Below are 23,794 nucleotides of genomic sequence, written 5' to 3' on the forward strand. Positions count from 1 at the left end.
ACGAGGTCAGACCTCGCGCCCGTGGACGTAGCACCACTTCCACGTGGACCCGGGCTCCAGGGCACCGACGACGGGATGGTCGGTCTCCTGGTAGTGCGCTCGCCCGTGCTGGCGGGGCGAGTCGTCGGAGCACGCCACCCAGCCGCAGCTCAGGCAGACCCGCAACCTTGTCCAGGTGGCGCCGAGCGCTTGGCAGCCCAGGCACCGGTCCGACAGCGGGGTCACCGGCGCCAACCCGTCGAGGTGCCTGCAACGCGGTGCCAATCCATTCGGGCTGATCGGGAAGACGGACATGATCTGGAGCCGCCTGCCGTGGTCAGCGCCCATTGCAGGTCCTCCTCTCCCCGTCCTCCCAGCGAGCTCCGCGTACGGTCAGTGGATCCCGGACACGGCATTGCCGAGTCAATCGCGGGCGGCGTCGTCCCGGAAACCGCCAAGGCGAGCGGAACTCATCACCAGCGCACATAACACCCGCGCGTGTCGGCGGGAAGGTTCCGGCCGATCGGCCGCGAACGTATGCTCTCGTGCGGGGCCCTTCCCGCTCGACGCCGACGTCGGCGTCGCGTTCCCGACCTGGCGGGAACGGTCCCCGTCTCGGATGGCGGCGATGTCGTGCGGGGGTACCGGTCGTGGAGCTGCGCCAGCTGCGCTACTTCGTGACCGTCGCCGAGGAACTGCACTTCGGCCGCGCGGCGGCTCAGGAGCACATCGTGCAGTCGGCGCTGAGCCAGCAGATCCAGCGGCTGGAGCGTGAGCTGGGGGTCCGCCTGCTGGAGCGCAGCACGCACCATGTCGCGCTGACCGCCGCCGGCGCGGCGTTCCTGGTCGAGGCGCGGCAGATCCTGGCGCACGTGGACCGGGCCGTCGCGGTCGCCCGCACCACCGGCAGCGCGGCGCCCGCGCTGCGCGTGGGGATCATCGACGCCAGCTACGACTCGATGCCCCAGATCCTCCAGGAGGCGCAGGCACGCCACCCCGGCCTGGTCGTCCATCAGATCGAGGCGGGCGTGCCCGAGCAGTACCAGCAGCTCACCGACGGCCGCCTCGACGTCGGCATCGGCCGCGCCGCGCTCGCCCCGCCCCAGATCGCCTCGCAGGTGTTCCGGTACGACCCGCTCGGCGTGCTGATCCCGCACGAGCACCGTTTCGCCGGACTGGACGCGGTGCCGGTGGCCGACCTGGCCCGAGAGCCGCTGCTGCTCGCCGAAGAGGCGCAGGCCCCGGAGTTCAACCAGTTCACCATCGAAATGTGCCGGGCCGCCGGTTTCACACCGACGGTGTACGCGGGGACGGTCGAGAGCATCCGGGCCGCCGCCGACCTCGTCGCCCAGGGGCGCTGCCTGTATTGCGTGCCGTCCTCGTGCATCAGCGCGCTCCCCGGCACCCTGTGGCGGCCGCTCACCGAACCGGCGTCCTACTACCCCTGGTCGGTCCTGTGGCGCGCCGACGACGACTCCGACCACGTCACCACCATCGTCACCTGCGCACGCGCCATGTCCGCACGACTCGGCTGGCTCACCACACCAGACCGACTCACCTCAGACTGATACCGTCCACCGCCCCGAACCCGCCCTGGATCGCTCGCCGACGGTGTCAGTCCCTGGCGCCATCGCCTGGCCAGCGGCGCGCCTCAGCACGCGGGAGTTCGGTCACCGTGGCCGGATCGGGCATGATCCATTCCAGCCTGGCGCGCACGCTCTCGCGGGTCGGCGCGGCAGTGGCCTTGGCGGTAACCGTCTTGACCTGGGCGTGAACCCGCCGGCTCTCGCGGGCGCTCTTCTCGTCACCTCGTCCGGGGTGATGGCGTCCGGCGGCGGGACGGCGACCGTGGATGACGAGGAGGTCCGGTCATGCTGGAATGACCCAGCCTGTCCCGCACCACCTTCAACTCCCCCCCGCCAACGCCAGAGTCGCCGCACCATGACGAAGATCATGCAACCGGACCGGTGGCGGCCCATGCTCGGCGATCAGATCGCGGAACAGGCGGGTCAGCCGGTCGGGGTTCAGCGGGTCACCGTTGGGGCCGGTGAACACGAACCCGCCGTCGCCGTGGCTCGGCCCGCCCTGCTCGCGTTCGCGTCGCTGCCGCTCACGGTGAGCGCGTAGGGCGGCGGCGGTGGTGCGGTCCAGCGCGATGACGCGGGCGCTGGTAGCGGTCTTGGCCAGGCACGTTTCCTCGGCGCTGCCGACCACGTCCTCGTCGAACCCGGGAACGACGACGGTCCGGGCCGCAACGCCATCGCCTCCAAGGCGACGAAACTGAACGACTCGGATCGTGATGGGAACGCTTGATCGACCGCGGCATCTGGGACGGCTTCCTCGGTCTGGTGCCGGGCGCTTGACAGGGTAACACTTATTGTATTAATTGTTACTATCGTAACTATTAATCGGCTGTCGTGCCGGGCTGGGAGGGGCGTGGTTTGATCGTCGAGGAGCGCAACTACACGATGGTTCCGGGTGGCGTTGCGGAGTATCTCAGGCTCTGGGAGGAGTGCGGGCGGGCCTCTCAGGTCGCCCATCTGGGCGAGCCGCTCGGCGTGTACCGGACCGAGGTCGGCGAGCTGAACACGCTCGTCTACCTGTGGCGGTACGAGAGCCTGCGGGACCGGGAGAAGCGGCGCGGCGCGCTCGCGGCGGACCCGGGGTTCGCGGCGTTCCGGCGCCGCGTCCGGGACCTCCTGGTCGCGCAGGAGAACCGCATTCTCGCCGAAGCCGCACCGGGAGGCACGAAATGAGCGACAGCGATCCGCAGGCGTACGTCGACGAGATGGTCCGGAAGCGCGGATACGTGCTCGACTACCACAAGCTCATGGCCAAGCAGGATTTCGAGGTCTTGCAGGCGGCCAACGGCCTGGTGTCGGCGGCTTATCTGCGGGAGCGCAGTCTCGACCGGCGCACGAAAGAGCTGATCTTCATCGTCAGCCTCACCGTGATGCGGGCCGGGAAGGGCCATATCCAGAGCCACATCAGGGTGGCCTTGGAGCTGGGCGTCGACCCGCGGGAGATCCTTGAGGCGATCGAGATCGCCCTTCCGGAGGCGGGTGTGGTCGCATTCCAGCACGGTTTCGAAGCCTGGTGCGAAGTAGTCGGTGCGGAAGGGATCGAGCCGACCGTCACCGTTTCCTGAAGGCGCCCGGCGCGGCGGTCACACGGTGGCCGCCGCGCCGAGCCGTTCCCGGAGGGCGTCGACGGCGCCGTTCAGTCCGGTGGGGCCGGTCAGGGCTGCCACGTAGCGGTCGGGGCGGAGGACGACCAGGCGTTCGGGGCGTCCGTCGAACCATTGCCGCAGGCCGTTGTCCCGATCTTCGATGACGACGGTGTCCGGGGCGGCGTGGTGGTGCGACGAACCCGGACGCGACTCCACCACCTTGAGGAAGGTCGTTCCCAGGCCGTGCAGGAATGTGCGGTGGCCGTCGTCCAGATGCTCGGCGGGGTCTGTCTCGAAACCGAGCACCGCGAAGCCCTTTCCGAGCACATCGTCGAGCGGGACGGTGGCACCGTCGAGCGTTTCCACATCGGGCTGGACGAACATCCGTCCCACTGCCGGTGCGGAGGGGACGACGATTCCGTCCCGGTAGCGCGGCATGGGCTTGAACCGCATCTGCAGCACCCATTCCTTGACGCCGGGAGTCCAGTTCGCCGCGCGGAAGAACGCGTCGCGCAGAAAAGCCACCCGCCGGTCGGTCGGCGACAGGACGCGGCCGAGCGTCGTGGACAGGTTCACCATCGCGCGGGCATGGGCTCGGCGCTCGGTGTCGTAGGTGTCCAGAATGGACGGCGCGGCTCGCCCCTGGACGGCCGCCGCCAGTTTCCAGGAAACGTTGACGGCGTCGCGGATTCCGGTGTTCATCCCCTGACCCGCCCAGGGCGGCATGAGATGCGCCGCGTCCCCGGCGAGGCAGACCCGGCCTGAGACGAACCGCTGCGCGACCCGGGAATGGTGGGTGTAGACGCGGGCGCGAATGACGTTGACCGAGTCGGGATCCGGGACATGCCGGGCGAGCAGTTTCCGTACGTTCTCCGGGGCGAGCATGGTGTCGCCGTCCTCGCCGGGGAACAGCATGAACTCCCAGCGCCGGTAGTCAAAGGGCAGGTGGGCGCACACGTAGGGGCGCGCCGGGTCGCAGTGCAGGCCGGTGAAAGGGGCGTCCACGGGGTCGTTGTCGCATTCGATGACGACCCATTTGCGCGGATGGGTGTCGCCTTCCAGGACGATCCCGGACAGTTCCCGGACGGTGCTGCGGCCCCCGTCCGCCCCGACGACGTACTTGGCGCGGACGACATGGTGCCCGCCGTCGTCGGTCAGCACGTCGAGGTCGACGCCGTCCCCGTCCTGGCGGAGCCGGACGACGTCGTGCCCCGGCAGCAGCGTGACGTTCGGGAAGCGCTCCAGCCCGTCGCGCAGGGTCCGCTCTGCGAGTGGCTGCATGAAGATGTTGCGCCGGTACCAGCCGAACTCGCGGGTGCCGGGCAGGATGTCGGCGAAGCAGCGCCCGGTCCCGTCGAAGAACCGCAGCGGGACATTCTGGATCATGTCGGCGAGCAGCGGCCCGGCCAGGCCGATGCCCTGGAACGCGCGCAGCGCCTCGTCGTCCATGCCGATGGCGCGCGGGTACTCGACGATCCCGTGCCCGCGTTCGAGGACGAGCGTCTCCACCCCGTACATGCCCAGGTAGTTGGCGATGGTGAGGCCGACCGGGCCCGCCCCGACGATCGCGACGTCCACCTCGGTCATCGGTCCTCCCGAAGGAAGGCGGTGACGGCCGCTGCGAAGGCGGCCGGGTCGTCGTCGTGCACGTAGTGGCCCGCGCCGGGGATCTCCGCCCACTCCAGCAGCGGCTGCCGCGCGGCCATCCGCAGGCAGACGTCGCGGCTCAGGTAGTCGGAGTCGCCGCCGCGCAGCACGAGCGCCGGGCAGGCGAGCCGCTCGACGCACGGCCACAGGTCGACCTGGCGGGACGGGCCGGCGTCCAGCCGGGCCGCGGCGATGCCGTCCAGGTCGAACTTCCAGGTGAGGGCGCCGCGGCCGTCGCCGGTGACGGTGTGCCGCACCCGCGACTCGATCGCGTCGTCGGACGCCGCCGGACGCACCGACCGCCAGTACGCACGGGCCTCGTCCAGGTCGGCGAACGCGCGGGGCGTCTCGGCCAGCTCGCGCTTGATGCGCTCGGCCCCCGCGCCTCCGGCGGACGCGCCCGGGCCCATGTCCTCGATCACGGCCCGGCGGACCCGGTCCGGATGCCTGGACGCGTACACCAGCGCGTTCGCGCCGCCCATGGAGTGACCGACGAGCGCGAACCGGTCCAGCCCGAGCCGGTCGGCGAACTCCTCAAGGTCGCGGACGTAGGCGCCGGTGTAGTAGTCGCGGGCCGGGTCCCAGGCGCTGTCGCCGCGGCCGCGATGGTCGAGCGCGAGCACCCGGTGGTCGGCGGCGAGCGCGGCGGCGACGCCGTCCCACGTGCGGGCGTAGCTGCGCAGGCCGTGCAGCAGGACGACAGGCGGGGCGGCGGGGTCGCCCCATTCGACGTAGTGGGCGCGAAGGCCGCCGAGGGTGGTGAACCGGTCCTCCATCAGCGCAGCCCGTCGACGCCTTCGATCTCGGACGCGCGCAGCCCGCCGAGCCGCGCGTGCAGCCGCCCGCGGGTGGCGAACGCGAAGATCACCACGACCTCGTCCGGGGACGGGCAGTCGGGGAACATCGCGGTGATCGTGTCGTAGTGGGACCGGACGTAGAGGGCGTCCTTGTGGGCGAGCGGCACGTCGATCGCGGTGCCAGGCCCGCCGCGCTTCCCGGTGGAGGGCACCCACGACTTCCCGCCGCCGACCGCGTCCCGCACCGGGTCCGCGAACGTCTGCGTCAGGAACGCGTTGCCGTGCTCGTACTCCCCGGCGACCCCGACCAGGCACGCCTTGCCGTAGCTCACGATCATGTGGTCCCCGGCGGCCGCGACGGCGCGGCGGCCGAACTCCACGCCGAGCCCGGCGGAGTCGTCCACGATCTCGGACAGGTCCTCGCTGAACCGTCCCGCGTAGGGGTTGCGGATCGCGGCGCCGATCACGACCTTGCGGACCGGCGGGCCGTCGGCGGCCTGCCCGGTCTCGTTGGCGAGGGTGTCCTCGACCTGCGTGAACCACTTGCGGATGTGGTAGCCCATGGCCGGTCCTTACTCGTAGAGGGGGTCGACGTCGAAGGGGTCGCTGGGCGCGCCGTACTTGCCGAGGATCCGCTTGCCCTCCTCGTCGTCGGTGACGGTCTCGTGGAAGAACTCGAAGCGGTTGCCGTCCGGGTCGGTGAAGTACAGGCCGAACCCGACCTTGTGGTCGGTGGTCTTCACGACGGGGACGCCCTTGGCGCGCAGCATCCCGTACAGGCGCCGCCACTCGTCGAAGTCGCCCTCGACCTCCAGGCCGTAGTGCTGGAGCCCGATGACGCCCTGCGCGGCGCCCTCCGGCGCCTTGATCAGCGCGATGTCGTGGTGCTTGACGCCGAACGACATGAACACCCAGTCGGGGGTGCGGGCGGTGACCTCCATGCCGAGGACGTCCTCGTACCAGGCCGCGGACGCCTCCGGGTCCCGGACGAACAGCGACAGGTGGGTGCGGCGGACCCGCGGCCGGAGCCCGGCGACGGGCGGCAGCGCGGTGGGCTCGGCGCCGTCCGGCAGGACGGTCTCGTCCGGGTCGATGTTCATCAGTGGCCTCCCTCCACCTGGACCACCGCGGGCGTCCAGGCGACATCGGTGATCTCGCTGAACTCGCGCCATTCCTTCGTCCAGGTGCGGCCCGCGTCCGCCGAGCGGAACAGGTGGCCGTACTTGGTGCCCGCGAACACCACCGACGGGTCGGCCGGGTGGACGCCGAACGCCCACGTGGTGGAGTTCGCGGGGACGTCCAGCGCGGACTCCGTCCAGGACGCGCCCCGGTCGGTGGAGACCAGGATCTTCGTCATCGTGCCGGGGGTGGCGTCGCCGATGCCGAGCAGCAGCTCGTCGCCGCCGGGCAGCCGGGTGACCAGGCGCGTGTAGTAGACGCCGAACTCCGCGCGGGAGTCGGTGCGGGTCCAGGTCTTGCCGTCGTCGGTGCTGACGAACAGCGCGTTCACCACCGCGACGATGATCGTCTTGGGCTTGTCGCCGTCCGGCTCCAGGATCGTGACGCAGTGGATGTCGGAGTTGGTCACCCCGTCCGGCGTGCTCTTCGGCGTGCCGTCGACGCGGGACCAGGTGTCGCCGCGGTCGTCGCTGCGCCACAGCCCGCCCTCCTCGATCCCGAACCACGCCGCGCCCGGCACGGCCGGGTCGAACGCGATGGTCAGGATGCGGGGGCGGTTCACCCCGGCGCAGAACTCGGGGATGTCCGGCGGCAGCCGGTGCCAGGTCTCGCCGCCGTCGTCGGTGCGGAACAGCGCCGCCCGGGACGGCGCCCCGGTGCCGACGATCATGCAGCGGGGGTCGTGCGGGTCGATCGCCATCGACCAGACGGCCATGCCGTTCATCGGCCCGTCCACGCGCCGCCAGGTGGCCCCGGCGTCGTCGCTGCGGGCCACGCCGATGTCGGCCCCGGCGTACACGGTCTCGGGCCGCGCCGGGTCGACGGCGAGGCAGCGGACGACGGCGTCGAACTCCAGGTCCATGCCGACGCCGAGCCGCGCCCAGGTGACGCCGTCGTCATTGCTGCGCAGCACGCCCTGGCCAGCCGTGGCGACGAGGATGGTTCCTTCCATGCCGGTGCTCCCTCCTGTCCGGATGCCTGTCTGGACGCCTAGATGAAGATTCCGCGGGTGAGGCCGCCGTCGATGCCGATCGACTCGCCGGTGATCGCCGCCGCGCGCGGGGACGCGAGGAAGCAGATCGTCTCGGCGACCTCCTCGACGGTCAGCACCCGGCGGATCGGCGTCCGGTCGATGTAGCTCTGCTCGACCGCTGCGGCCGTCGTGCCGCGCTTGGCGGCCTCCGCCTCGTACAGCTCGTGGATGTGCTCGGTCTCCACCACTCCCGGGTGGAGCACGTTGACGGTGATGCCGTCCGGGCCGAGCTGGTCGGACAGCGCCTTCGTCAGGTGCGTCACCGCCAGGTTCCGCATGCCGGACAGAGCGTGGCTGGCGCGTCCGGTCAGCCCGCCGATGTTGATGATCCGGCCGTAGCCGGTGGCGCGCATGTGCGGGGTGACGGCCTGCGCGCAGCGGAAGTAGCCGACGACCTTGGTGTTCAGGTCGTCGAGCAGCGCCTCCGGGTCCGCCTCCTCGACCGGGTTGCGGACCCGGCCGCCGGGGGCCGCGGCGCCGTTCACCAGGACGTCCACCCGGCCGAGCCGCGCCACGGCCTCGTCCACCATCGCGCGGACGGACGCGGTGGACGTGGTGTCCGCCGCGATCGGCACGACCCGCCCGCCGGTCTCGCTCTCGATCTCCTTCGCCGCCGTCTCCAGCGCGCTCGCCGTGCGGGACGTGATCGCCACCGCGACGCCCTCGCGCGCCAGCTCCCGGGCGACGGCCCTGCCGATGCCGCGGCCGCCGCCGGTGACGATGGCGGCCCGGCCGGTGAGTTCCAGATCCACTTCGGTCGGCTCCCGTTCTAGGTGAGGTTGACCCAAACGCTCTTGGTCTCGGTGTAGTTGCCGAGGACCTCGCGGCCCATCTCGCGGCCCCATCCCGACTGCTTGAACCCGCCGAACGGCGACGCCGGATCGGTGAGGTTGTAGCAGTTGACCCACACCGTCCCCGCCTTGATCGCGCCCGCGATGCGGTGCGCGGCGCGGACGTCGTTCGTCCAGACCCCGGCGGACAGGCCGTACGGGGTGTCGTTGGCCTTGGCGACCAGGTCGTCCTCGTCGCGCCAGTTCATCGCGACCAGCACCGGGCCGAAGATCTCCTCCTGGACGACCCGCATCCCGTGGTCGGTGTCCTCGAACACGGTCGGGGCGAGGAAGTACCCGTCGTCGTAGGCGGAGTCGAGGCCGTCCGGGCGGCCGCCGCCGACGGCGATCCGGCCGCCCTCCTCGGTACCCGACCGCACGTATCCGGCGACGCGGTCGCGCTGCCTGGCCGACACGAGCGGGCCCATCTGCGTGGCCGGGTCGGTGCCCGGCCCGACGACGATCGACTTCGCCCGCTCCACGACGGCGGCCAGCACGTCGTCGTAGATCTTCTCGTGCACGTACAGCCGGGACCCGGCGGTGCACACCTGCCCCTGGTTGAAGAAGATCGCGTCCGCGGCGCCGCGCGCCACCAGCTCGGGGTCGGCGTCGGGCAGCACGATGTTCGGCGACTTGCCGCCGAGTTCCAGCGTGACCTTCTTCAGGTTGCCGGTGGCGGCGCGTGCGACCGTCCGGCCGACCTCGGTGGAGCCGGTGAACGCGACCTTCGCGATGCGGCCGTGGTCGGCGATCGCCTGCCCGGCGACGCGGCCGTACCCGGTGACGATGTTGACGACGCCGTCCGGGAAGCCCGCCTCGGCGACCAGCTCGCCCAGCCGCAGCGTGCTCAGCGACGTCTCCTCGGCCGGCTTCAGCACGACGGTGTTGCCCGCGGCCAGTGCGGGGGCCAGCTTCCAGCAGGCCATCGACATCGGGAAGTTCCACGGGACGATCGCGCCGACGACGCCGACCGGCTCGTGCACGGTGTAGTTCAGGACCCGCATCCCGGCGCGCGGCGACACCGGGATCGTGCTGCCCTCCAGCTTGCTCGGCCAGCCCGCGAAGTAGCGGAACAGCTTGACGCTCGCGCCGACGTCCACCATCCGGGCGACGGCGACGGGCTTGCCGTTGTCCTGCGCCTCCAGCAGCGCCAGCTCGTCGGCGTTCTCCTCGATCAGGTCGGCGAGCCGGTCGAGCATGCGGCCCCGCTCCAGCGGGGTCAGGTCGCGCCAGGCCGGGTCGTCGAAGGCGCGCTCGGCGGCGGCGACGGCCCGGTCCACGTCGGGCGCGCCGCCCGCGGGAACGGTGGTGAGCACGCGGCCGGTCGCCGGGTCCAGCGACTCGAACGTCTCCCCGGAGGCCGCGGGGACCCACCGTCCGCCGATGAGCATGGTGCGCGGGGACGCCAGGAACCCGCGCACCCGTTCGGCGGCATGCGACGTACTGTTCGGCACGGCATTGTTCGGCATGGTGCCGTCTCCTTCCTGGCCGGTCACAGGGCCATCTCGATGAGTTGCGGGCCGTCCTCGGCGAGCGCGGCGCGCAGCGCGGCGGCGAGGTCCTCGCCCGTGGCGGCGCGGCGGGCGGGCACCCCGTAGGAGCCGGCGAGCGCCACCCAGTCGATGGACGGATCGGCGAGGCTGGTGAGCGCCGTGGCCTGCGGGCCGTGGGCGTCGCCGTGGCGGTCCAGTTCGGTGCGCAGGACGTTGTATTTGTGGTTCGCGGCGATGAGGGTGATGACGCGGGTGCCCTCGCGCGCCATCGTCCAGAGCGCCTGCGCGGTGTACAGGGCGCTGCCGTCGGACTGGAGCGCGATCACCGTCCGGTCGGGCGCGGCGATCGCGGCGCCCAGCGCGCACGGGAGCCCCTGGCCGATCGCGCCGCCGGTGTTGGTCAGCACGGTGTGCCGCGGCGCGGACGCGGACGCGGTGACGAACGGGTAGCCGCACGTCCCGCCCTCCACGGACACGATCGCGTTCTCCGGCAGCAGCCCGGCGACGATCCGTCCCACGTTCGGTCCGTCCAGGGGGCCGGTGGGCAGGGCGTCGTTCGCCGGTTCGTTTCGAGCCGGGACGGGGCGCGCGTCGAGCGCGGCGGCGAGGTCGCTGAGCGCGGCGGTGCCGTCCTCGCCGGGGGCGCTGAGCCGGACGACGGTCCCTTCGGGGGCGAGCAGGCTCGGTACGCCCTCGTAGCCGAAGTAGGCGACGGGTTCGGCGGCGCCCGCCAGGACGACCGCGTCGGCCCCGGCCAGCGCGCGGGCCGCGATCTCCGGGAAGTACGGGAGCCGGTCGGCGTCCGGCAGCCCGCCGCCGCGTTCGGCGCAGGCCGGGAAGGTCTCGCTGTACAGGGTCGCGCCGGTGGCGGAGGCGATGGCGGCGGCGGCGCGCAGGCCCTCCGCGGAGAGCGCGTCGCCGCCGAGCAGCAGCACGGATCGTCCGGCGCGCATCTTCGCCGCGACGGTCTCGACCCGCGCCATCGCCACCCCGCGCAGCGCGCCGCCTTGGCCGCCCCGGCCGGACGGCGGTGCGGCACCCACGCGCTGCTGCTGGAAGTCGGCCGGGACGATCAGCGTGCTGACGCCGTCGTCCGCCGCGTCGACGGCGGCGGCAGTGTCGGGCCCGATGGTCTCGGCGGACGCGACCGTCCGCACCGTCCCGACCGTGCCGGCGAGGGCGGCGATGTCGGACGTGAGCGGCGCGTCGTACGGCAGATGCCAGCTCGCGTGATCGCCGACCACGTTCACGATCGGGGACCGGGCGCGGCGCGCGTTGTGCAGGTTCGCCAGCCCGTTCGCCAGGCCGGGCCCCAGGTGCAGCAGCGTCATCGCCGGACGCCCGGCGATCCGCCCGTACCCGTCGGCCGCGCCCGTGCACACGCCCTCGAACACGCCCAGCACGGCCCGGACGCCGGGCACCGCGTCCAGCGCGGACACGAGCGGCATCTCGGTCGTCCCAGGATTGGCGAAGCAGACGTCCACGCCACGAGCCGCGGCGGTGCCCACAAGGAGTTCGGCCCCGGTGTTCGTGTCTCCGCTCATGCTGTTGCCACCACCGGGAGTCGGTTCACTTCGGCAGGGAGATGAGCGCGGAGGTCGGCTACCAGGTCGTCGCGGATCGCCCGGCGGGACGGGTCGTCCCACAGGTTGTGCCACTGGTGCGGGTCGTCCTCGACGTTGTACAGCTCGCCCTCCGTCCCGTCGTAGGCGACGCCGTAGCTCCGCAGCACCCGGTCGCCCGCGATCTTCTCCAGGCCGGTCGGGACGCCGACGGTGGACGGCTCGTACACCGTGCAGATCCAGCCGTCGCGGTACATCGTCCGCAGGTGCATGCCGATGCCGGGCACCTTGCTGTCGTACTCGCACAGCGCCCGCTCCCGGCCGGAGCCGGGCGCGGTCGGCAGCGGCTCGCCCTGCATCCACTCGGGCACCGGGATCCCGGCGATCTCGCAGAAGGTGGGGGCGAGGTCGAGCTGCCCGACCGGCTCGGTGATCTCCGCGGGCCCGATGCCCGCGGACGCGGCCGGACGCCAGACCAGCGGCAGCCGCATCAGCCCGTCGGTGTGGAACGGCCCCTTGAAGAACAGCCCGAGCTCACCCATCAGGTCGCCGTGGTCGGTGACGTAGAAGACGTCGGTGTCGGCCAGCCGTCCGGACCGTTCCAAGGACGCCAGCACCCGTCCGCACGCCTCGTCGATCAGCTCGTTCATCACGGCGGTCTTGGCGAGCATCTCGCGCATCTGGTCAGCGGTGAGCGAGCCGGGCACGAACCCGCGCGGCGCGCCCTCCTGGTTGCGCCACCTGCCCTGGTAGTAGGCCAGCCAGTGGGCGGGACGCGAGCCCAGCAGGCGCTCGATCTCCGCGTCCCCGCCGGGGTGCCCGGCGGGGAGGTCGACGTCCTGCCACGGCACCCGGTGCAGTTCCCCGGCGGGCGGGTCGAACGGGTGGTGGGGGTCGGGGAAGCTCATCCAGACGAAGAAGTCGTCGTCGTCGGACAGCGTGTCCAGGTAGCGCAGGGTCTGCTCGGCGACCCAGTCGGTGTGGTACAGCTCGCGCGGGACGGGGTTGACCGACGCCTCGGGCGCGCCGGTGTCGCCGCCGGGGACGCCCATCATCGTCGCGCCGAAGCCGTCGAGGTCGCCGGGGTGCTCCCGCTCCATCCAGTACCCGTAGTGGCCGAGCATCGGGCCGAACCCGGCGGTGACGCCGTGGCTGGCGGTCACCGCGTACTCGAAGCCGCGCCAGTTCCCGCCGGTCTCGCCGCGCAGCGCGCGGGCGTTCTCCTCGAAGTCGTTGGCGCGGGCGTCGTGGCCGGGGTCGAAGTGGGCCTTGCCGATGAGCGCCGTCCGGTAGCCGGCCTTCTCGGCGAGATGACCGGCGACCGTCGGGGCGTCGTAGGGGAGCTGGACGCCGTTGGACCACACGCCGTGCGTCCGCGGGTACTGGCCGGTGATCATCGTCGAGCGGGCCGGCATGCAGACGGTGCTTTGGGCGTAGGCGCGCCGGAAGGTCAGCCCGCCGGCGGCCAGGCCGTCCACGACCGGTGTGCGGGCCAGCGCGCCGCCGAAGCGGCCGAGCGCGTCGTAGCGCTGCTGGTCCGAGGTGATCAACAGGATGTTCCGGCCCATGGCCCCCGTCCGTCCGACGATCGAATACTACAGTAATAATTAACATAGTAATTATATGGATGTCAACGGCCCGTCCGCGAGCGCGGACGGGCCGTCGCCCCGGGGTCAGGTCCCGGAGATGAGCGAGAACACCCGGGCCCGCAGGTCCGCGAACCGGGGATCGGCCTTGGTGCCGAGCTGGTCGCGCGGGCGCGGCAGGTCCACCTCGATGACCTCCTGCAGGACGCACGGCGGCCCGCCCAGGACCACGATCCGGTCGGCGAGGTAGATCGCCTCGTCGATGTCGTGCGTGACCAGCAGCACCGTCACGCCGAAGTCGCGGTGCACGGAGAGGGTGAGGTCCTCCAGCTCGGCGCGGGTCTGCGCGTCGACGGAGGCGAACGGCTCGTCCATCAGCAGCAGCTCCGGCTCGTAGGCCAGGCCGCGGGCGATCGCGACCCGCTGCTGCATGCCGCCGGAGAGCTGCCAGGGGTAGGCGTCCGCCTTGCCGCCGAGGCCGACCGCGTCCAGCGCCCTGCGCGCCCGCTCGACGCACTCGGCGCGCGGCAGGCCCTTGTTGCGCAGCGGCAGCGCGACGTTCTTCTGAAGCGTGTACCAGGGGAACAGGGACCGCGTGTAGTCCTGGAAGACGAACGACAGGCCCTTCGGCGGACGGCCCTCGATGGCCGCGCCGTCCAGCCGGGCCTCGCCGCGAGTCGGGCTCAGCAGCCCGGACAGGCACTTCAGCAGCGTGCTCTTGCCGACCCCGGACGGCCCGACGATGCACACGAACTCGCCCGCGGCGACGTCGAAGCTCAGGTCGGCGATCGCCGGGACGGCCGCCGCCCCGGAGCCGTAGGTCTTGCCGAGGCCGCGCACGGTCAGCGTGCCGCCGGTACGGGTGGTGGTCGTCATCGGGCGCTTTCCTTTCCGGAGGTCTCCCGGGCGTCGCGGTACCAGAACAGGACGCGGCGCTCCGCGAGCAGCAGGAGCAGGTTGAGGACGTAGCCGACGATCCCGAGCATGATCATTCCGGCCCACATCTCGGGGATGGCGAACCCGCGCTGCGCGTCCAGGACGGCGTAGCCGACGCCGTCGCTGGAGCCGACCATCTCCCCGACCGCCATCACGATGACGCCGACGGCGAGGCCGGTGCGCAGCCCGGTGAACACCCGCGGCATCGCGGCGGGCAGCACGACGTGCCGGACCCGGAACGCGGCCGTGAAGCCGTACGCCCGGGCCACCTCGGACTGGACGCGGTCGGCGCCCGCGACGCCGTCCATCGTGTTCATCAGCACCGGCCACACGACGCCGAACGCGATGAACAGGATCTTGGTGGGGTCGCCGAACCCGGCCACGATGATGAACACGGGCGCCATCACCGGCGGCGGGACGAACCGGAAGAACTCCAGCACCGGCCCGAACGCCCGCGCGAGCTTCGGCGCCAGCCCGAGCACCAGGCCGCCCGCGACCCCGGCGGCGACCGCGATCGCGTAGCCGATCGCCAGCCTGACCAGGCTCGGGACGAGGTCGGCCGTCAGCCGGGTGGACAGCCAGTCGTCCCGCAGCGCGGAAAGGATCTCCGGCAGCGGCGGGAAGAAGAACGACTCGCTCCCCGCCGACGCCGCCCACCACACACCGACCAGCACCACCGGGACGCCGATCTCCAGCGCGAGGTGAAGCCCGCGCCGCGAGCCGGACGCGTTCGCGTGCCCGTTCATGCGCCCACCCCCGGCCGGTAGGCCTCGTGCCAGTGCAGGACGCGCCGCTCGCACAGCCGCAGGACGCGCTCCAGCGCCATCCCGAGCAGCGCGGCGAGCACGACGACCGCGTACATCCGCGGCATGTCGTCCGCGAGCTGCGCGGTGAAGATCGTCTGGCCGAGCCCGGTGGCGCCGCCGACCAGCTCGGCGACCACGGACAGGCCGACCGCGAGCATCGCCGACAGCCGCAGCCCCGTCGCGATGAACGGCGCCGCCGACGGCAGCGTCATCCGGCGGAACCGCCACCACGGGCCGAACCCGTAGGCGCGGGCCGCGTCGGACAGCACCGGGTCGGTCTCGCCCGCCCCGTACATCGTCTGGATCAGCAGCGCCCAGAAGCAGCCGAACACGATCAGCAGCAGCTTCATCGACAGCCCGGTGCCGAACATCAGGATGGCCAGCGGGACGATCGTGATCGGCGGGATCGGGCGCAGGAACTCCACCACGACCCGCACCGACCGGTTCGCCAGCGTGCTGATCCCGAGCAGCAGCCCGATCGGGACGGCCAGCGCCGCCGCGATCGCCAGGCCGAGCACGGAGCTGAGCAGCGTCTGCCAGATCGCCGTCCAGATGGGGGCGGCGGACAGCTCCTCGTACAGCACCTGCCCGACCTTCGACACGGGCGGGAAGTCGGCGGACGGCAGCACGTCCAGCCGCGACAGGACCTCCTCGACGGCCAGCAGCGCCACCACCGTCACGGTGGGCAACAGGAGCCGTCCGTAGGCGCGTCTCAGTGCGGGCCGCGCGACGAGCGGCGGGGCCTGGGCCACTCCGGTCATCTCCGGATCACCTCATTTCGCGATCAGTTGCCCGGCCGTGACCGGCTTGTCGATGAACTCGTAGCGGGTCATCAGGTCGATGACCCTCTGCAGCGCGGCCGGGTCGAGCCGCGGCTCGAACACCGGCATCTGCATCCGCTGGACGACCGCGGGCGGCAGCCCGGAGTAGCTGGGGATGATCCGCCGGACGGCGCCGTGGTCGCGGTTGGCCCGGTCGCTGGCGCCGTTCATCGCCGCGGCGAACCTGCGCACCGTGTCGGCGCGCTGGGCGGCGAACTCCGCGGACACGATGTATCCCGAGACGAGAGCGCCCGGCCCGAGGGCGGACAGGCCCTTGCTGCCGCCGACGTTGACGCCGCCCTCCTTCATGGCGCGGCTGTAGAACGGGTCCGACACCATGATCGCGTCGACCCGCCCGTTCTTGAGCGCGCTCGGCTGCCCCGGATAGGGCACCTCGACGAACTTGACCTTGGCCGAGTCGCCGCCGTCCTCGTCCACCGCGGCGCGGGTGCTGAGATGGTCGACGCCCTTCAGCGCGTTGACCGCCACGGTCCTGCCTTCGAGGTCGCTCATCCGCTTGATCGGCGAGCCCTTGGGCACGACCAGCCCGCCGTACATGCGGCGGTTCGGGTCGGTCGGCACCGAGTCCCCGCCGGCGGCGAATTTGATCGGCATCCCCTCGGACGCGGCGCGGATCGCGACGACCGAGGAGATGTAGCCGGCCTGGAGTTCGCCGTTGAGGAGCGAGGCCACGGTCGCCGAGCCGGTCTGCACCGGCCTGGTGGTGACCTTCACTCCCTGCTCGGTGAACGCGCCCTGCTGGGCGGCCAGGTAGATCGCGGCGGCCGGGGTGGCGGGGACCACGCCGACCTTCATCGTGCCGGGCGGCGCGGTGGCCGCCTGGCCGGTGCCGCAGGCGGTCAGCGCACCGCCGAGCAGCAGTGCCGCCAGGATGCGGCGTCGCGGATGGTGCATCGCGTCTCCAGAGGGTGATCCGGTGATCCGGAGGGTGGATCCGGGACAAGAGCGCGGGCCGTCTCCGCAGGTTATGCGGGGTATGACGGTGAAATGGCTCAGGATTGGTGGACGATCCGCCCGCCGAGAACGGTCATCTCGACGGGGACGGCGTGCAGGTCTTCTTCGGGCACGGTGAGCGGGTCGGCGCCGAGGACGGCGAGGTCGGCGAGGCGGCCGGGGACGAGGGTGCCCTTCTCGTCCTCCAGCCCGTCCTGGTAGGCGCCCTCGCTGGTCCAGGCGCGCAGCGCGGCGAGCCGGGACACGCGCTCGCCGGGGCCGCTGACCCGGCCCGACCCCTGGACGCGCCGCGTCACGAGCGTCTGGACGCCGCGCCGCCAGTCCGGGTCGGTGATCGGGGCGTCGGACGCGTCCGCGACGTGCAGCCCGGCGTCCAGCAGGGTCGCGACCGGATTGTGGTAGGCGTTGGCGGCCTCGTCGAAGACGGCGTCGAGCGCGTCGGTCGCCTGCCATTTGATCAGCGAGTTGGTGCTGACGGTGACGTCCAGCGCGGCCAGCTCCCGCGCGGTCTCGGCGCTGAGCAGGCTCGCGTGGATCAGATGGTGGCGCGCGGGCCACGGGTCGGCCTTGTGGGCCGCCTCGTACGCGCGGGCCACGGCGTCGCAGGCGCGGTCGCCGGTGGCGTGCACGCCGATCCGGAAGCGGTGCCGGTGCAGCAGCTCCACCATCTCGGCCAGCTCGGCGGCGGGGTCGTCCGCGGCGATGACCGCGTGCCCGCACCCGCCGCCGCGGAACGGCTCGTACATCCAGGAGGTGCGCAGCACCGGGATGCCGTCGGCGAACAACTTCACCCCGGCGACGCGAAGCGAGTGGTCGCCGAGCCCGGACACCGAACCGGACCAGCGCATCGCCTCGCGGATCGTGCCCGCGTGGTTGGCGTCGCCGGTGCCCGTCCAGTGCAGCAGGACGCCGAGCCGCAGCGGCAGCTCGCCGCGCATCCCCGCGTACCGGCTCAGCAGCTCCGGGGACACCATCGGGTCGGTGACGCTGGTGACGCCGCGCCGGTTCAGCTCCTCTGCCGCCACCGCGATCGCCTCCCGCCAGGTCTGCTCGGCAGGCTCGGGCACGTGCCGGGCGACGAGGTGCGCGGCGGCCTCGACCAGGTAGCCGGTGGGCTCGCCGGTGCGCGGGTCGCGGACGATCTCGCCGCCGTCCGGGTCGGGGGTGTCGCGGGTGATCCCGGCCAGTTGCAGCGCCCGGGTGTTGACCCACGCGGCGTGCTCGGAGCGGTGCCAGCAGAAGACCGGGGCTTCGGGCGCGGCCTCGTCCAGGTCGTGCCGGGTGGGCAGCCGGTTCCCGGACGCGAACTCGGCGATGCCGGGCAGGGTCCAGCCGCGACCGACCGCCCAGCGGCCGGGCGGGGTCCGCCGCGCCTGCGCCGCGACCGCGTCCCCGACCTGCGCTAGCGAGGTGAGGGGGCGCAGGTCGGCCTGGTACGGCGGACGGCTGATCGCCCACATCGCCAGGTGCAGGTGCGCGTCGTTGATCCCGGGGATCACCGTCCGGCCGCGCAGCGCGACGACGCGGGTGCCGGGCCCGCGCCAGGCGGCGATCTCGTCGTCGCCGCCGACCGCGAGGATCCGTCCGCCCCCGGCCGCCAGGGCGGTGGCCGCGGGCCGGGCGGGGTCGAGCGTGTGCACGACCCCGCCGGTCAGGATCAGCTCGGCGGCCGTCATGCCGCGCCTCGCACGCGCCCGTCCGGGCCGAGCCGCTCCAGCACGCCGCGCAGCGCCTCGGCGATCTCCTTGGCCTCGGCGTCCTCCAGGATCAGCGGCGGGGACAGCACCAGCGCGTGCCGCCCGCCGCGCACGATCACGCCGGTCTCGCGGCGCAGCACGTCCGGCAGCGGCGGGGCGCACTTCGGCAGCAGCGGCTCCTTGGTCTCCTTGTCGGCGACCAGCTCGACCGCGAGCATCATCCCGATCTGCCGGACCTGCCCGACGACGGGCAGCTCCTCCAGCGGCCGCAGCAGCTCGCCGAGCCGCGCGCCCATGGTGACGGCCCGGTCCAGCAGCCCCTCCCGCTCGATGACCTCCAGGTTGGCCAGCGCGACCGCGCAGGCCGTCGGGTGCCCGTTGTAGGTGTAGCCGATCGGGAAGCCGTAGTCCTCGCCCATCGTCTCGGCGATCTCGTCGCTGATCAGCACGGCGCCGAGCGGGACGTAGCCGCTGGTGATGCCCTTCGCGGTGACGACGATGTCCGGCCGCACGCCGAAGTGGTCGGCGGCGAACCACCGCCCGATCCGGCCGTAGGCGGTGACGACCTCGTCCAGGATCAGCAGGATGCCGTGCTCGGCGAGGACCTCCGCGATCCGCGGCCAGTAGTCGGCCGGCGGGTCGATCATCCCGGCGACGCCCATCACCGGCTCCCCGATCATGGCGGCGATGTTCCCGGCGCCGATCCGCGCGATCGTCTCGCGCAGCTCCCGGACGCAGTAGTCGGTGACGTCCTCGCCGCCGTACCACTCGTCGTGGTAGGGCCAGGGCGGCGTCAGGTGCGCGACGTCCGGCAGGTGCGGCCCCATCCCCTGCTGCATGATCGGCAGCCCGGTGGCGCTGCCGCCGCCGTAGGAGATGCCGTGGTAGGCGCTGCGCCGCGCCAGTATCCAGGTGCGGTCGGGTTCGCCGCGGCGGTGGTGGAACAGCCGCGCCATCCGGATCGCGGCGTCGTTGCCCTCGGACCCGCCGGAGGTGAAGTAGACCCGGCCGAGGGATTCGGGCGAGATCGACACGAGCTTGGCGGCCAGGTCGATCGCCGGGACGTTGGTGAACTCCCAGAAGCTGGTGAAGTACTCCAGCTGCGCCATCTGCCCGGACGCGGCGGCGGCCAGCTCGGGCCGTCCGTGACCCACCTGCGCGAGCCACAGCCCGCCGGTGGCGTCCAGGTACTCGCGGCCTTCGGTGTCGCGGAGGCGGCAGCCCTCCCCGGACGCCATGACGATGCGCTCGTCGACGGTGCCGGGAAGGTTGGGGTGGAGGATCGAGCGCCGGTCAAGCTCGGCGAGGTGGGCTGTGCTTCGGGTCGGCATGGGCGGCTCCTGCTCTGCGCGGATGGTCGGACGTCCTGGCTGCTGCCGGACGCCTGAACCGCACCATGCGGCCGAGCCTCGCCCTCGCTCCGATCATGCCGGCCCTCCCCCCATGTCGTGCGCGCGGACGCGTTCGAGGAGGGTGAGCAGGGTCTTCCACTCCTCCGGTTCCAGCGCCGCGTCGAGCCGCTGGTACACCTCGGCGATGAGCGGCTCCGCCTCGTCGAGCAGCGCGCGCGCCTTGTCGGTCAGCCAGACGTGCACACGGCGCCGGTCCTCCTCGGAGCGGCGCCGCTCGACGAGGCCGTCCCGGGCGAGCCGGTCGACCACGCCCACCACGACCGGCTGGTCGAGCAGCACTCCCTCGGCGACGCCCGAGATCGTCCGGCCGTCCTCGTCCCGCAGCACCCGGAGGACCCGCCATTGCGGCGAGGTCAGCCCGAACCGCCCATAAACTGCACGGAAGTGCGGGGCGATGGACAGCTGGGTGCGGAGCAGATCCGTCTGCAGCGAGTCCGCGTAGCGCGGCATCCCACCGCCGGCCTGCACCGGGGACGCATTAGATGTCACAGTCATGATTGTGATGTTAATTAATTCGGCGTGTCAAGCATCACACCGAACACGCCCGGCCACTCCCCGCACACACCGCCCCGCGCTCGCCTCGGCTTCGGGCCGGTGGGTCACGGGTCTCTGAGGACGTCGGTGCGCCGGACGATTTTGGGGCCGCGGATCACGGTGCGGGCTTCGGTGGTGGTGGCGAGGGCTTCGCGGAGGGAGCCGGCGGCGATGGCGAGGAGTTCGGCTCGGGAGCCTGGTTCGATGCGGGCCGGTGGGAGGCCCATGAGCTGCCGGGCCCCCTCGCTGACCAGGTGGTAGGCCTGGTCGACGGTGAGGTGGCCGGCCATGACCAGCAGTTGCGCGGTCTGGAGGGGGTCGCAGCGGCCCAAGGGGTTGAACGGGTCCTGGACGTTGTCGCCGCCGGCCGCGACCCGCGCGCCGGCGCGCAGCAGTGCCCCGACCGGGGCGAGGCCGCGGGGCGTGCCGGACGGCAGGTCGCGGCCCTGGAGATAGAGGTTGGTGGGTGGGCAGACCACCACGCCGACGCCCGCCGCGGCGACCGCCCGGGAGACCTCCTCCTGGACGGCGGGCGTCCGCATCCCCAGGCTGACGCAGTGGCTGGCCGTCACCGCGGGCGCACCGGGGGCTCCGGCCAGGCGGGCGAGGGCGGGCAGGTCGAGTGCGTCCCCGAGGTGCTCGTCCATGTGGAGGTCGACGGGTACGCCGTGTTCGGCGGCCATCGACATGACCGTCCGCAGGTGGTGGTCGGGGTCTGCGTCGATGTGCGGGGCGCCGCCGAGCATGTCCGCGCCCAGGGCCAGGGCGTCCCGCAGCCTGTACGGGGATTCGCGGCCTTCCCCGGTGAAGGAGTTGGCCATCGCCACGACCTGGATGTCGACGAGGTCGCGCAGCTCGTCGCGGACGTCCACCAGCGCCTCGACGGCGCGGAGTTCGATGCCGGGTCCGACGTCCGCGTGGGTGCGGATCGCGGTGACCCCGTACGACAGCGCGAGAAGCGCCGCACGCCGGGCGCGTCCGGCGATGTCCTCGGTCGTGAGCGTGGAGCGGTGCTCTCGCCAGGCGGCGACGGCGGCCGGGAGGTCCGCGTTCGGCACCGGCACCTCGTCGGCGGTCAGGGCCTTGTCGAGGTGGGCGTGCGGTTCGGCGGGGGCCGGCAGGAGCAGGCGTCCGTCGAGGTCGGCGACCGGCTCGCCGGGCCGGGCGGTGGCCCGGCCCGGCGGAGCGACCTCGGCGATGAGGTCGCCGGAGATCCGGACGTCGGCGCGCGAGCCGTCGGCCAGCGTCGCGCCGCGCAGGAGCAGACCCTCTGGCCGCATTCAGCCCTCCGTCACGTAGGGGACCTTGAACGTCCCGTCCACGATCTGCTTCTTGACCTTCTCCATCTCCTTGATCGCCGTGCTCAGCCGGGCGTTGGCGGGGTAGTCCGGGTTGAGGGTCAGGTCCACGCCGCCCTGGGCGAGGCCGAAGTGGTACTTCTTCCCAGGCTGCATGCCGCCACTGGACAGGTCGTTCACCAGTGCCGTGTAGTACGGGACGAGGTTGTAGGTGACCGAGCCGACGAGGTTCTTCGGCGCCAGGGACCGCATGTCGCCCATGTAGCCGAAGCCGCCGGTGTTCGTGGCCTTGATGGCCTGCACCATCCCGTTGGCCGGTCCCCCGCCGCACGCGATGGCGACGTCGGAGCCCTGCTGATGCTGTGACATGGTCGCCTGCCTGCCCTTGGCGGCGTCGTTCCAATCCCCGATGTAGGTCGCGATCATCTTCGTGCCCTTGCGGACCCGCTGCGCGCCCAGCTCGAACGCCTTGAGCAGGGCGTGGCACAGCGCGATGTCCTGCCCGGCCGTCCCGCCGATGACGCCGCTCTTGGTGATGTCGCCGGCCAGCATTCCGGCGAGGTAGGACGCCTCGTACAGCGGCTCCTCCAGCAGCGCGACGTTGTCGGCACCGGTCGAGCCGTACGTGGCGAAATGCGTGTCGGCGAACTTCTTCGCCACCTCCAGAACCGCGTCGCCCCACGTCGAGTGGGCTATGACCAGGTCGGTGCCGGACTGCGCGTACTGCGCGAGCACCCGGGAGATGCCCGCGGTGTCCTGCGGGGCGTTGGTCGTGACCTTGAGTTCGATCTTGCCTTCGGACTCCAGCTTCTTGGCCGCGCTGAGCGCCTGCCCGCACCACGGGTCGCTGGCCGTGCACGGCATCACCAGCGCGGCCTGCAGCTTGCCCTCGGCGGCGGCGCCACCACCGGACGAGTCGCCGCAACCGACGACTCCGAGTACCGGGAGGAGCGCCGCGGCGGCGGCCACGGTCCTGGTCCTGAGCTTGTCGAGCATGTCCTTCTCCAGTCGTCGTACGTCGGCGGATCTCTCTCGGGGTCGGGAGGCTTCTGCGACTGCACCCTCAGGAACTCCTGGCCTCCTTCCGGAACGGGACGCCGAGCGCGGACGGCTGCGCGGCGCGGCGGCTGCGGATCGTCGCCGCGACCATCACGGTCAGCGTCACGACGTACGGAAGCGCCGCGAACATCTCGTACGGGACCGCGGAGTTGACCCCGCCGCTGATCGTCTGGACCCGGAGCTGGAGCGCGTCGGTCAGCCCGAACAGGAACGCGCCCGCCAGCACCAGCGCCGGGTTCCAGCGCCCGAAGATGACCAGCGCGATGGCGATCCAGCCGCGGCCGGCGGTCACGGTGTCCTCGAAGAGGTTGAGCTGGCCGACCACCAGCACCGCGCCGCCCAGCCCGGCCATCCCGCCGCACACGAGCAGCGCGGTCCAGCGGACCCGGCGGACGTCGACCGACACCGAGTCGGCGGCCTCCGGCCGTTCGCCCACGGCCCGGATCGAGAGGCCGAGGCGGGTGCGGTGCAGGAGCACCCACGTCCCGAGCGCCAAGACGAGCGCCACGTAGAAGAGGAGGTTCTGCTGGAACAGGATCTCCCCCACCACCGGGATGGATCCCAGCAGCGGGACGTGCAGGTCCGGGATGCCGGGGATCGTCGGCTGGTCGGCGCCGCCGAAGAGCCGCTCGAAGACGAACGCGCAGATCCCCTGGGCGAACAGCACGATCGCGATGCCGTTGATGATCTGGTCGGTGCGCAGCGTCACGCTCAGGAACGCCATCAGCGCGCCGAGCACGACCCCCGCGACCGGACCCGCGACCGCTCCGGCGACCGAGCTCTCCAGGTAGTACGCGGCGAGGAACGACGCCAGCGCGCCGGAGAGCATCATGCCCTCCAGCCCGAGGTTGAGCACCCCGGCGCGCTCGGCTACCGTCTCGCCCACCGCGGCCAGGGCCGTCGGCATCGCCAGCGCCAGGCCGGTCTTGAACAGCACGATCAGGGCGGCGGATCCGAAGACCGCTGACCAGTCCATTCCCA

At 72.3% G+C, this 23,794-nt stretch carries 24 protein-coding genes; 3 read left to right on the top strand and 21 right to left on the bottom strand.

Features of this window, described 5'->3' with window-relative positions; all coding sequences use genetic code 11:
- Positions 1–6: 6 nt before the first annotated feature.
- Entirely contained in the window at positions 7–327 is a 321-nt protein-coding gene (locus tag ACH35V_RS22135) for a UBP-type zinc finger domain-containing protein (RefSeq protein WP_395974814.1), read from the bottom strand.
- Positions 328–629: 302 nt separating this feature from the next.
- On the opposite strand from ACH35V_RS22135, the gene ACH35V_RS22140 reads away from it, so the two are divergent.
- Complete coding sequence (locus ACH35V_RS22140) at positions 630–1,547, top strand: LysR substrate-binding domain-containing protein (protein WP_395974815.1); 918 nt, start codon at positions 630–632, stop codon at positions 1,545–1,547.
- A 337-nt stretch (positions 1,548–1,884) separates the two neighbouring features.
- Here the strand turns inward: ACH35V_RS22140 and ACH35V_RS22145 are convergent, their stop codons facing one another.
- Complete coding sequence (locus tag ACH35V_RS22145) at positions 1,885–2,193, bottom strand: hypothetical protein (RefSeq protein ID WP_395974817.1); 309 nt, start codon at positions 2,191–2,193, stop codon at positions 1,885–1,887.
- A gap of 227 nt (positions 2,194–2,420) precedes the next feature.
- On the opposite strand from ACH35V_RS22145, the gene ACH35V_RS22150 reads away from it, so the two are divergent.
- Both ACH35V_RS22150 and ACH35V_RS22155 read left to right on the top strand, forming a co-directional pair.
- Positions 2,421–2,735 (top strand): NIPSNAP family protein, encoded by a 315-nt coding sequence (locus ACH35V_RS22150; RefSeq protein WP_395974819.1) that lies wholly within the window; start codon positions 2,421–2,423, stop codon positions 2,733–2,735.
- The gene (locus ACH35V_RS22155; protein WP_395974820.1) at positions 2,732–3,127 is read left to right on the top strand and encodes a carboxymuconolactone decarboxylase family protein; all 396 of its coding nucleotides are present in this window, start codon (positions 2,732–2,734) and stop codon (positions 3,125–3,127) included. The genes ACH35V_RS22150 and ACH35V_RS22155 overlap by 4 nt, the downstream gene beginning before the upstream one ends.
- A gap of 18 nt (positions 3,128–3,145) precedes the next feature.
- On the opposite strand, the gene ACH35V_RS22160 is transcribed toward ACH35V_RS22155, so the two are convergent.
- The 19 genes from ACH35V_RS22160 to ACH35V_RS22250 form a co-directional block, all read right to left on the bottom strand.
- A complete protein-coding gene (locus ACH35V_RS22160; protein WP_395974822.1) occupies positions 3,146–4,735 on the bottom strand; it encodes a bifunctional 3-(3-hydroxy-phenyl)propionate/3-hydroxycinnamic acid hydroxylase in 1,590 nt (529 codons plus the stop codon).
- Complete coding sequence (locus ACH35V_RS22165; RefSeq protein ID WP_395974823.1) at positions 4,732–5,571, bottom strand: alpha/beta fold hydrolase; 840 nt, start codon at positions 5,569–5,571, stop codon at positions 4,732–4,734. Before ACH35V_RS22165 ends, ACH35V_RS22160 begins: the two co-directional genes overlap by 4 nt.
- Positions 5,571–6,155, bottom strand: coding sequence for an amino acid synthesis family protein (locus ACH35V_RS22170; protein ID WP_395974825.1), 585 nt, complete (start codon positions 6,153–6,155; stop codon positions 5,571–5,573). Before ACH35V_RS22170 ends, ACH35V_RS22165 begins: the two co-directional genes overlap by 1 nt.
- 9 nt (positions 6,156–6,164) lie before the next feature.
- Positions 6,165–6,692: a VOC family protein gene (locus ACH35V_RS22175; RefSeq protein WP_395974827.1), complete on the bottom strand. Its 528-nt coding sequence runs from the start codon at positions 6,690–6,692 to the stop codon at positions 6,165–6,167.
- The gene (locus ACH35V_RS22180) at positions 6,692–7,723 is read right to left on the bottom strand and encodes a WD40/YVTN/BNR-like repeat-containing protein (RefSeq protein WP_395974828.1); all 1,032 of its coding nucleotides are present in this window, start codon (positions 7,721–7,723) and stop codon (positions 6,692–6,694) included. The genes ACH35V_RS22175 and ACH35V_RS22180 overlap by 1 nt, the downstream gene beginning before the upstream one ends.
- Positions 7,724–7,761: 38 nt before the next feature.
- A complete protein-coding gene (locus ACH35V_RS22185) occupies positions 7,762–8,556 on the bottom strand; it encodes an SDR family NAD(P)-dependent oxidoreductase (RefSeq protein WP_395974829.1) in 795 nt (264 codons plus the stop codon).
- A gap of 17 nt (positions 8,557–8,573) precedes the next feature.
- On the bottom strand, positions 8,574–10,103 hold the full coding sequence (locus ACH35V_RS22190) for an aldehyde dehydrogenase family protein (protein ID WP_395974830.1): 1,530 nt from the start codon (positions 10,101–10,103) through the stop codon (positions 8,574–8,576).
- A 23-nt stretch (positions 10,104–10,126) separates the two neighbouring features.
- A complete protein-coding gene (locus ACH35V_RS22195) occupies positions 10,127–11,671 on the bottom strand; it encodes an acetolactate synthase large subunit (protein WP_395974831.1) in 1,545 nt (514 codons plus the stop codon).
- Entirely contained in the window at positions 11,668–13,257 is a 1,590-nt protein-coding gene (locus tag ACH35V_RS22200; RefSeq protein ID WP_395974832.1) for a sulfatase, read from the bottom strand. The genes ACH35V_RS22195 and ACH35V_RS22200 overlap by 4 nt, the downstream gene beginning before the upstream one ends.
- A 105-nt stretch (positions 13,258–13,362) precedes the next feature.
- Positions 13,363–14,151 (bottom strand): ABC transporter ATP-binding protein, encoded by a 789-nt coding sequence (locus ACH35V_RS22205; protein ID WP_395974833.1) that lies wholly within the window; start codon positions 14,149–14,151, stop codon positions 13,363–13,365.
- Positions 14,148–14,957, bottom strand: coding sequence for an ABC transporter permease (locus tag ACH35V_RS22210; RefSeq protein ID WP_395974835.1), 810 nt, complete (start codon positions 14,955–14,957; stop codon positions 14,148–14,150). Before ACH35V_RS22210 ends, ACH35V_RS22205 begins: the two co-directional genes overlap by 4 nt.
- Positions 14,954–15,778 (bottom strand): ABC transporter permease, encoded by an 825-nt coding sequence (locus ACH35V_RS22215; RefSeq protein ID WP_395974836.1) that lies wholly within the window; start codon positions 15,776–15,778, stop codon positions 14,954–14,956. The genes ACH35V_RS22210 and ACH35V_RS22215 overlap by 4 nt, the downstream gene beginning before the upstream one ends.
- 12 nt (positions 15,779–15,790) lie before the next feature.
- The gene (locus ACH35V_RS22220; RefSeq protein WP_395974838.1) at positions 15,791–16,753 is read right to left on the bottom strand and encodes an ABC transporter substrate-binding protein; all 963 of its coding nucleotides are present in this window, start codon (positions 16,751–16,753) and stop codon (positions 15,791–15,793) included.
- Positions 16,754–16,851: 98 nt separating this feature from the next.
- The gene (locus ACH35V_RS22225; protein WP_395974839.1) at positions 16,852–18,489 is read right to left on the bottom strand and encodes an amidohydrolase; all 1,638 of its coding nucleotides are present in this window, start codon (positions 18,487–18,489) and stop codon (positions 16,852–16,854) included.
- A complete protein-coding gene (locus tag ACH35V_RS22230) occupies positions 18,486–19,841 on the bottom strand; it encodes an aspartate aminotransferase family protein (RefSeq protein WP_395974840.1) in 1,356 nt (451 codons plus the stop codon). Before ACH35V_RS22230 ends, ACH35V_RS22225 begins: the two co-directional genes overlap by 4 nt.
- Positions 19,842–19,934: 93 nt before the next feature.
- Positions 19,935–20,417 (bottom strand): MarR family winged helix-turn-helix transcriptional regulator, encoded by a 483-nt coding sequence (locus tag ACH35V_RS22235; protein WP_395974841.1) that lies wholly within the window; start codon positions 20,415–20,417, stop codon positions 19,935–19,937.
- A 104-nt stretch (positions 20,418–20,521) separates the two neighbouring features.
- Positions 20,522–21,736, bottom strand: a complete 1,215-nt coding sequence (locus tag ACH35V_RS22240; RefSeq protein WP_395974842.1) for an amidohydrolase family protein — start codon at positions 21,734–21,736, stop codon at positions 20,522–20,524.
- On the bottom strand, positions 21,737–22,750 hold the full coding sequence (locus ACH35V_RS22245; protein WP_395974843.1) for a BMP family protein: 1,014 nt from the start codon (positions 22,748–22,750) through the stop codon (positions 21,737–21,739).
- 67 nt (positions 22,751–22,817) lie between these two features.
- On the bottom strand, positions 22,818–23,789 hold the full coding sequence (locus ACH35V_RS22250; protein WP_395974844.1) for an ABC transporter permease: 972 nt from the start codon (positions 23,787–23,789) through the stop codon (positions 22,818–22,820).
- Positions 23,790–23,794 lie beyond the last annotated feature (5 nt).

It is taken from the genome of Actinomadura sp. 1N219 (assembly GCF_044326405.1).
GTDB lineage: Bacteria > Actinomycetota > Actinomycetes > Streptosporangiales > Streptosporangiaceae > Spirillospora.

What these genes read in the sequence shown, in the direction of transcription:
- ACH35V_RS22135 (WP_395974814.1), bottom strand. Translation starts at nt 327, where the DNA reads ATGGGCGCTGACCACGGCAGGCGGCTCCAGATCATGTCCGTCTTCCCG.
- ACH35V_RS22155 (WP_395974820.1), top strand. Translation starts at nt 2,732, where the DNA reads ATGAGCGACAGCGATCCGCAGGCGTACGTCGACGAGATGGTCCGGAAG.
- ACH35V_RS22160 (WP_395974822.1), bottom strand. Translation starts at nt 4,735, where the DNA reads ATGACCGAGGTGGACGTCGCGATCGTCGGGGCGGGCCCGGTCGGCCTC.
- ACH35V_RS22165 (WP_395974823.1), bottom strand. Translation starts at nt 5,571, where the DNA reads ATGGAGGACCGGTTCACCACCCTCGGCGGCCTTCGCGCCCACTACGTC.
- ACH35V_RS22170 (WP_395974825.1), bottom strand. Translation starts at nt 6,155, where the DNA reads ATGGGCTACCACATCCGCAAGTGGTTCACGCAGGTCGAGGACACCCTC.
- ACH35V_RS22175 (WP_395974827.1), bottom strand. Translation starts at nt 6,692, where the DNA reads ATGAACATCGACCCGGACGAGACCGTCCTGCCGGACGGCGCCGAGCCC.
- ACH35V_RS22180 (WP_395974828.1), bottom strand. Translation starts at nt 7,723, where the DNA reads ATGGAAGGAACCATCCTCGTCGCCACGGCTGGCCAGGGCGTGCTGCGC.
- ACH35V_RS22190 (WP_395974830.1), bottom strand. Translation starts at nt 10,103, where the DNA reads ATGCCGAACAATGCCGTGCCGAACAGTACGTCGCATGCCGCCGAACGG.
- ACH35V_RS22195 (WP_395974831.1), bottom strand. Translation starts at nt 11,671, where the DNA reads ATGAGCGGAGACACGAACACCGGGGCCGAACTCCTTGTGGGCACCGCC.
- ACH35V_RS22200 (WP_395974832.1), bottom strand. Translation starts at nt 13,257, where the DNA reads ATGGGCCGGAACATCCTGTTGATCACCTCGGACCAGCAGCGCTACGAC.
- ACH35V_RS22205 (WP_395974833.1), bottom strand. Translation starts at nt 14,151, where the DNA reads ATGACGACCACCACCCGTACCGGCGGCACGCTGACCGTGCGCGGCCTC.
- ACH35V_RS22210 (WP_395974835.1), bottom strand. Translation starts at nt 14,957, where the DNA reads ATGAACGGGCACGCGAACGCGTCCGGCTCGCGGCGCGGGCTTCACCTC.
- ACH35V_RS22215 (WP_395974836.1), bottom strand. Translation starts at nt 15,778, where the DNA reads ATGACCGGAGTGGCCCAGGCCCCGCCGCTCGTCGCGCGGCCCGCACTG.
- ACH35V_RS22220 (WP_395974838.1), bottom strand. Translation starts at nt 16,753, where the DNA reads ATGCACCATCCGCGACGCCGCATCCTGGCGGCACTGCTGCTCGGCGGT.
- ACH35V_RS22225 (WP_395974839.1), bottom strand. Translation starts at nt 18,489, where the DNA reads ATGACGGCCGCCGAGCTGATCCTGACCGGCGGGGTCGTGCACACGCTC.
- ACH35V_RS22230 (WP_395974840.1), bottom strand. Translation starts at nt 19,841, where the DNA reads ATGCCGACCCGAAGCACAGCCCACCTCGCCGAGCTTGACCGGCGCTCG.
- ACH35V_RS22235 (WP_395974841.1), bottom strand. Translation starts at nt 20,417, where the DNA reads ATGACTGTGACATCTAATGCGTCCCCGGTGCAGGCCGGCGGTGGGATG.
- ACH35V_RS22240 (WP_395974842.1), bottom strand. Translation starts at nt 21,736, where the DNA reads ATGCGGCCAGAGGGTCTGCTCCTGCGCGGCGCGACGCTGGCCGACGGC.
- ACH35V_RS22245 (WP_395974843.1), bottom strand. Translation starts at nt 22,750, where the DNA reads ATGCTCGACAAGCTCAGGACCAGGACCGTGGCCGCCGCCGCGGCGCTC.
- ACH35V_RS22250 (WP_395974844.1), bottom strand. Translation starts at nt 23,789, where the DNA reads ATGGACTGGTCAGCGGTCTTCGGATCCGCCGCCCTGATCGTGCTGTTC.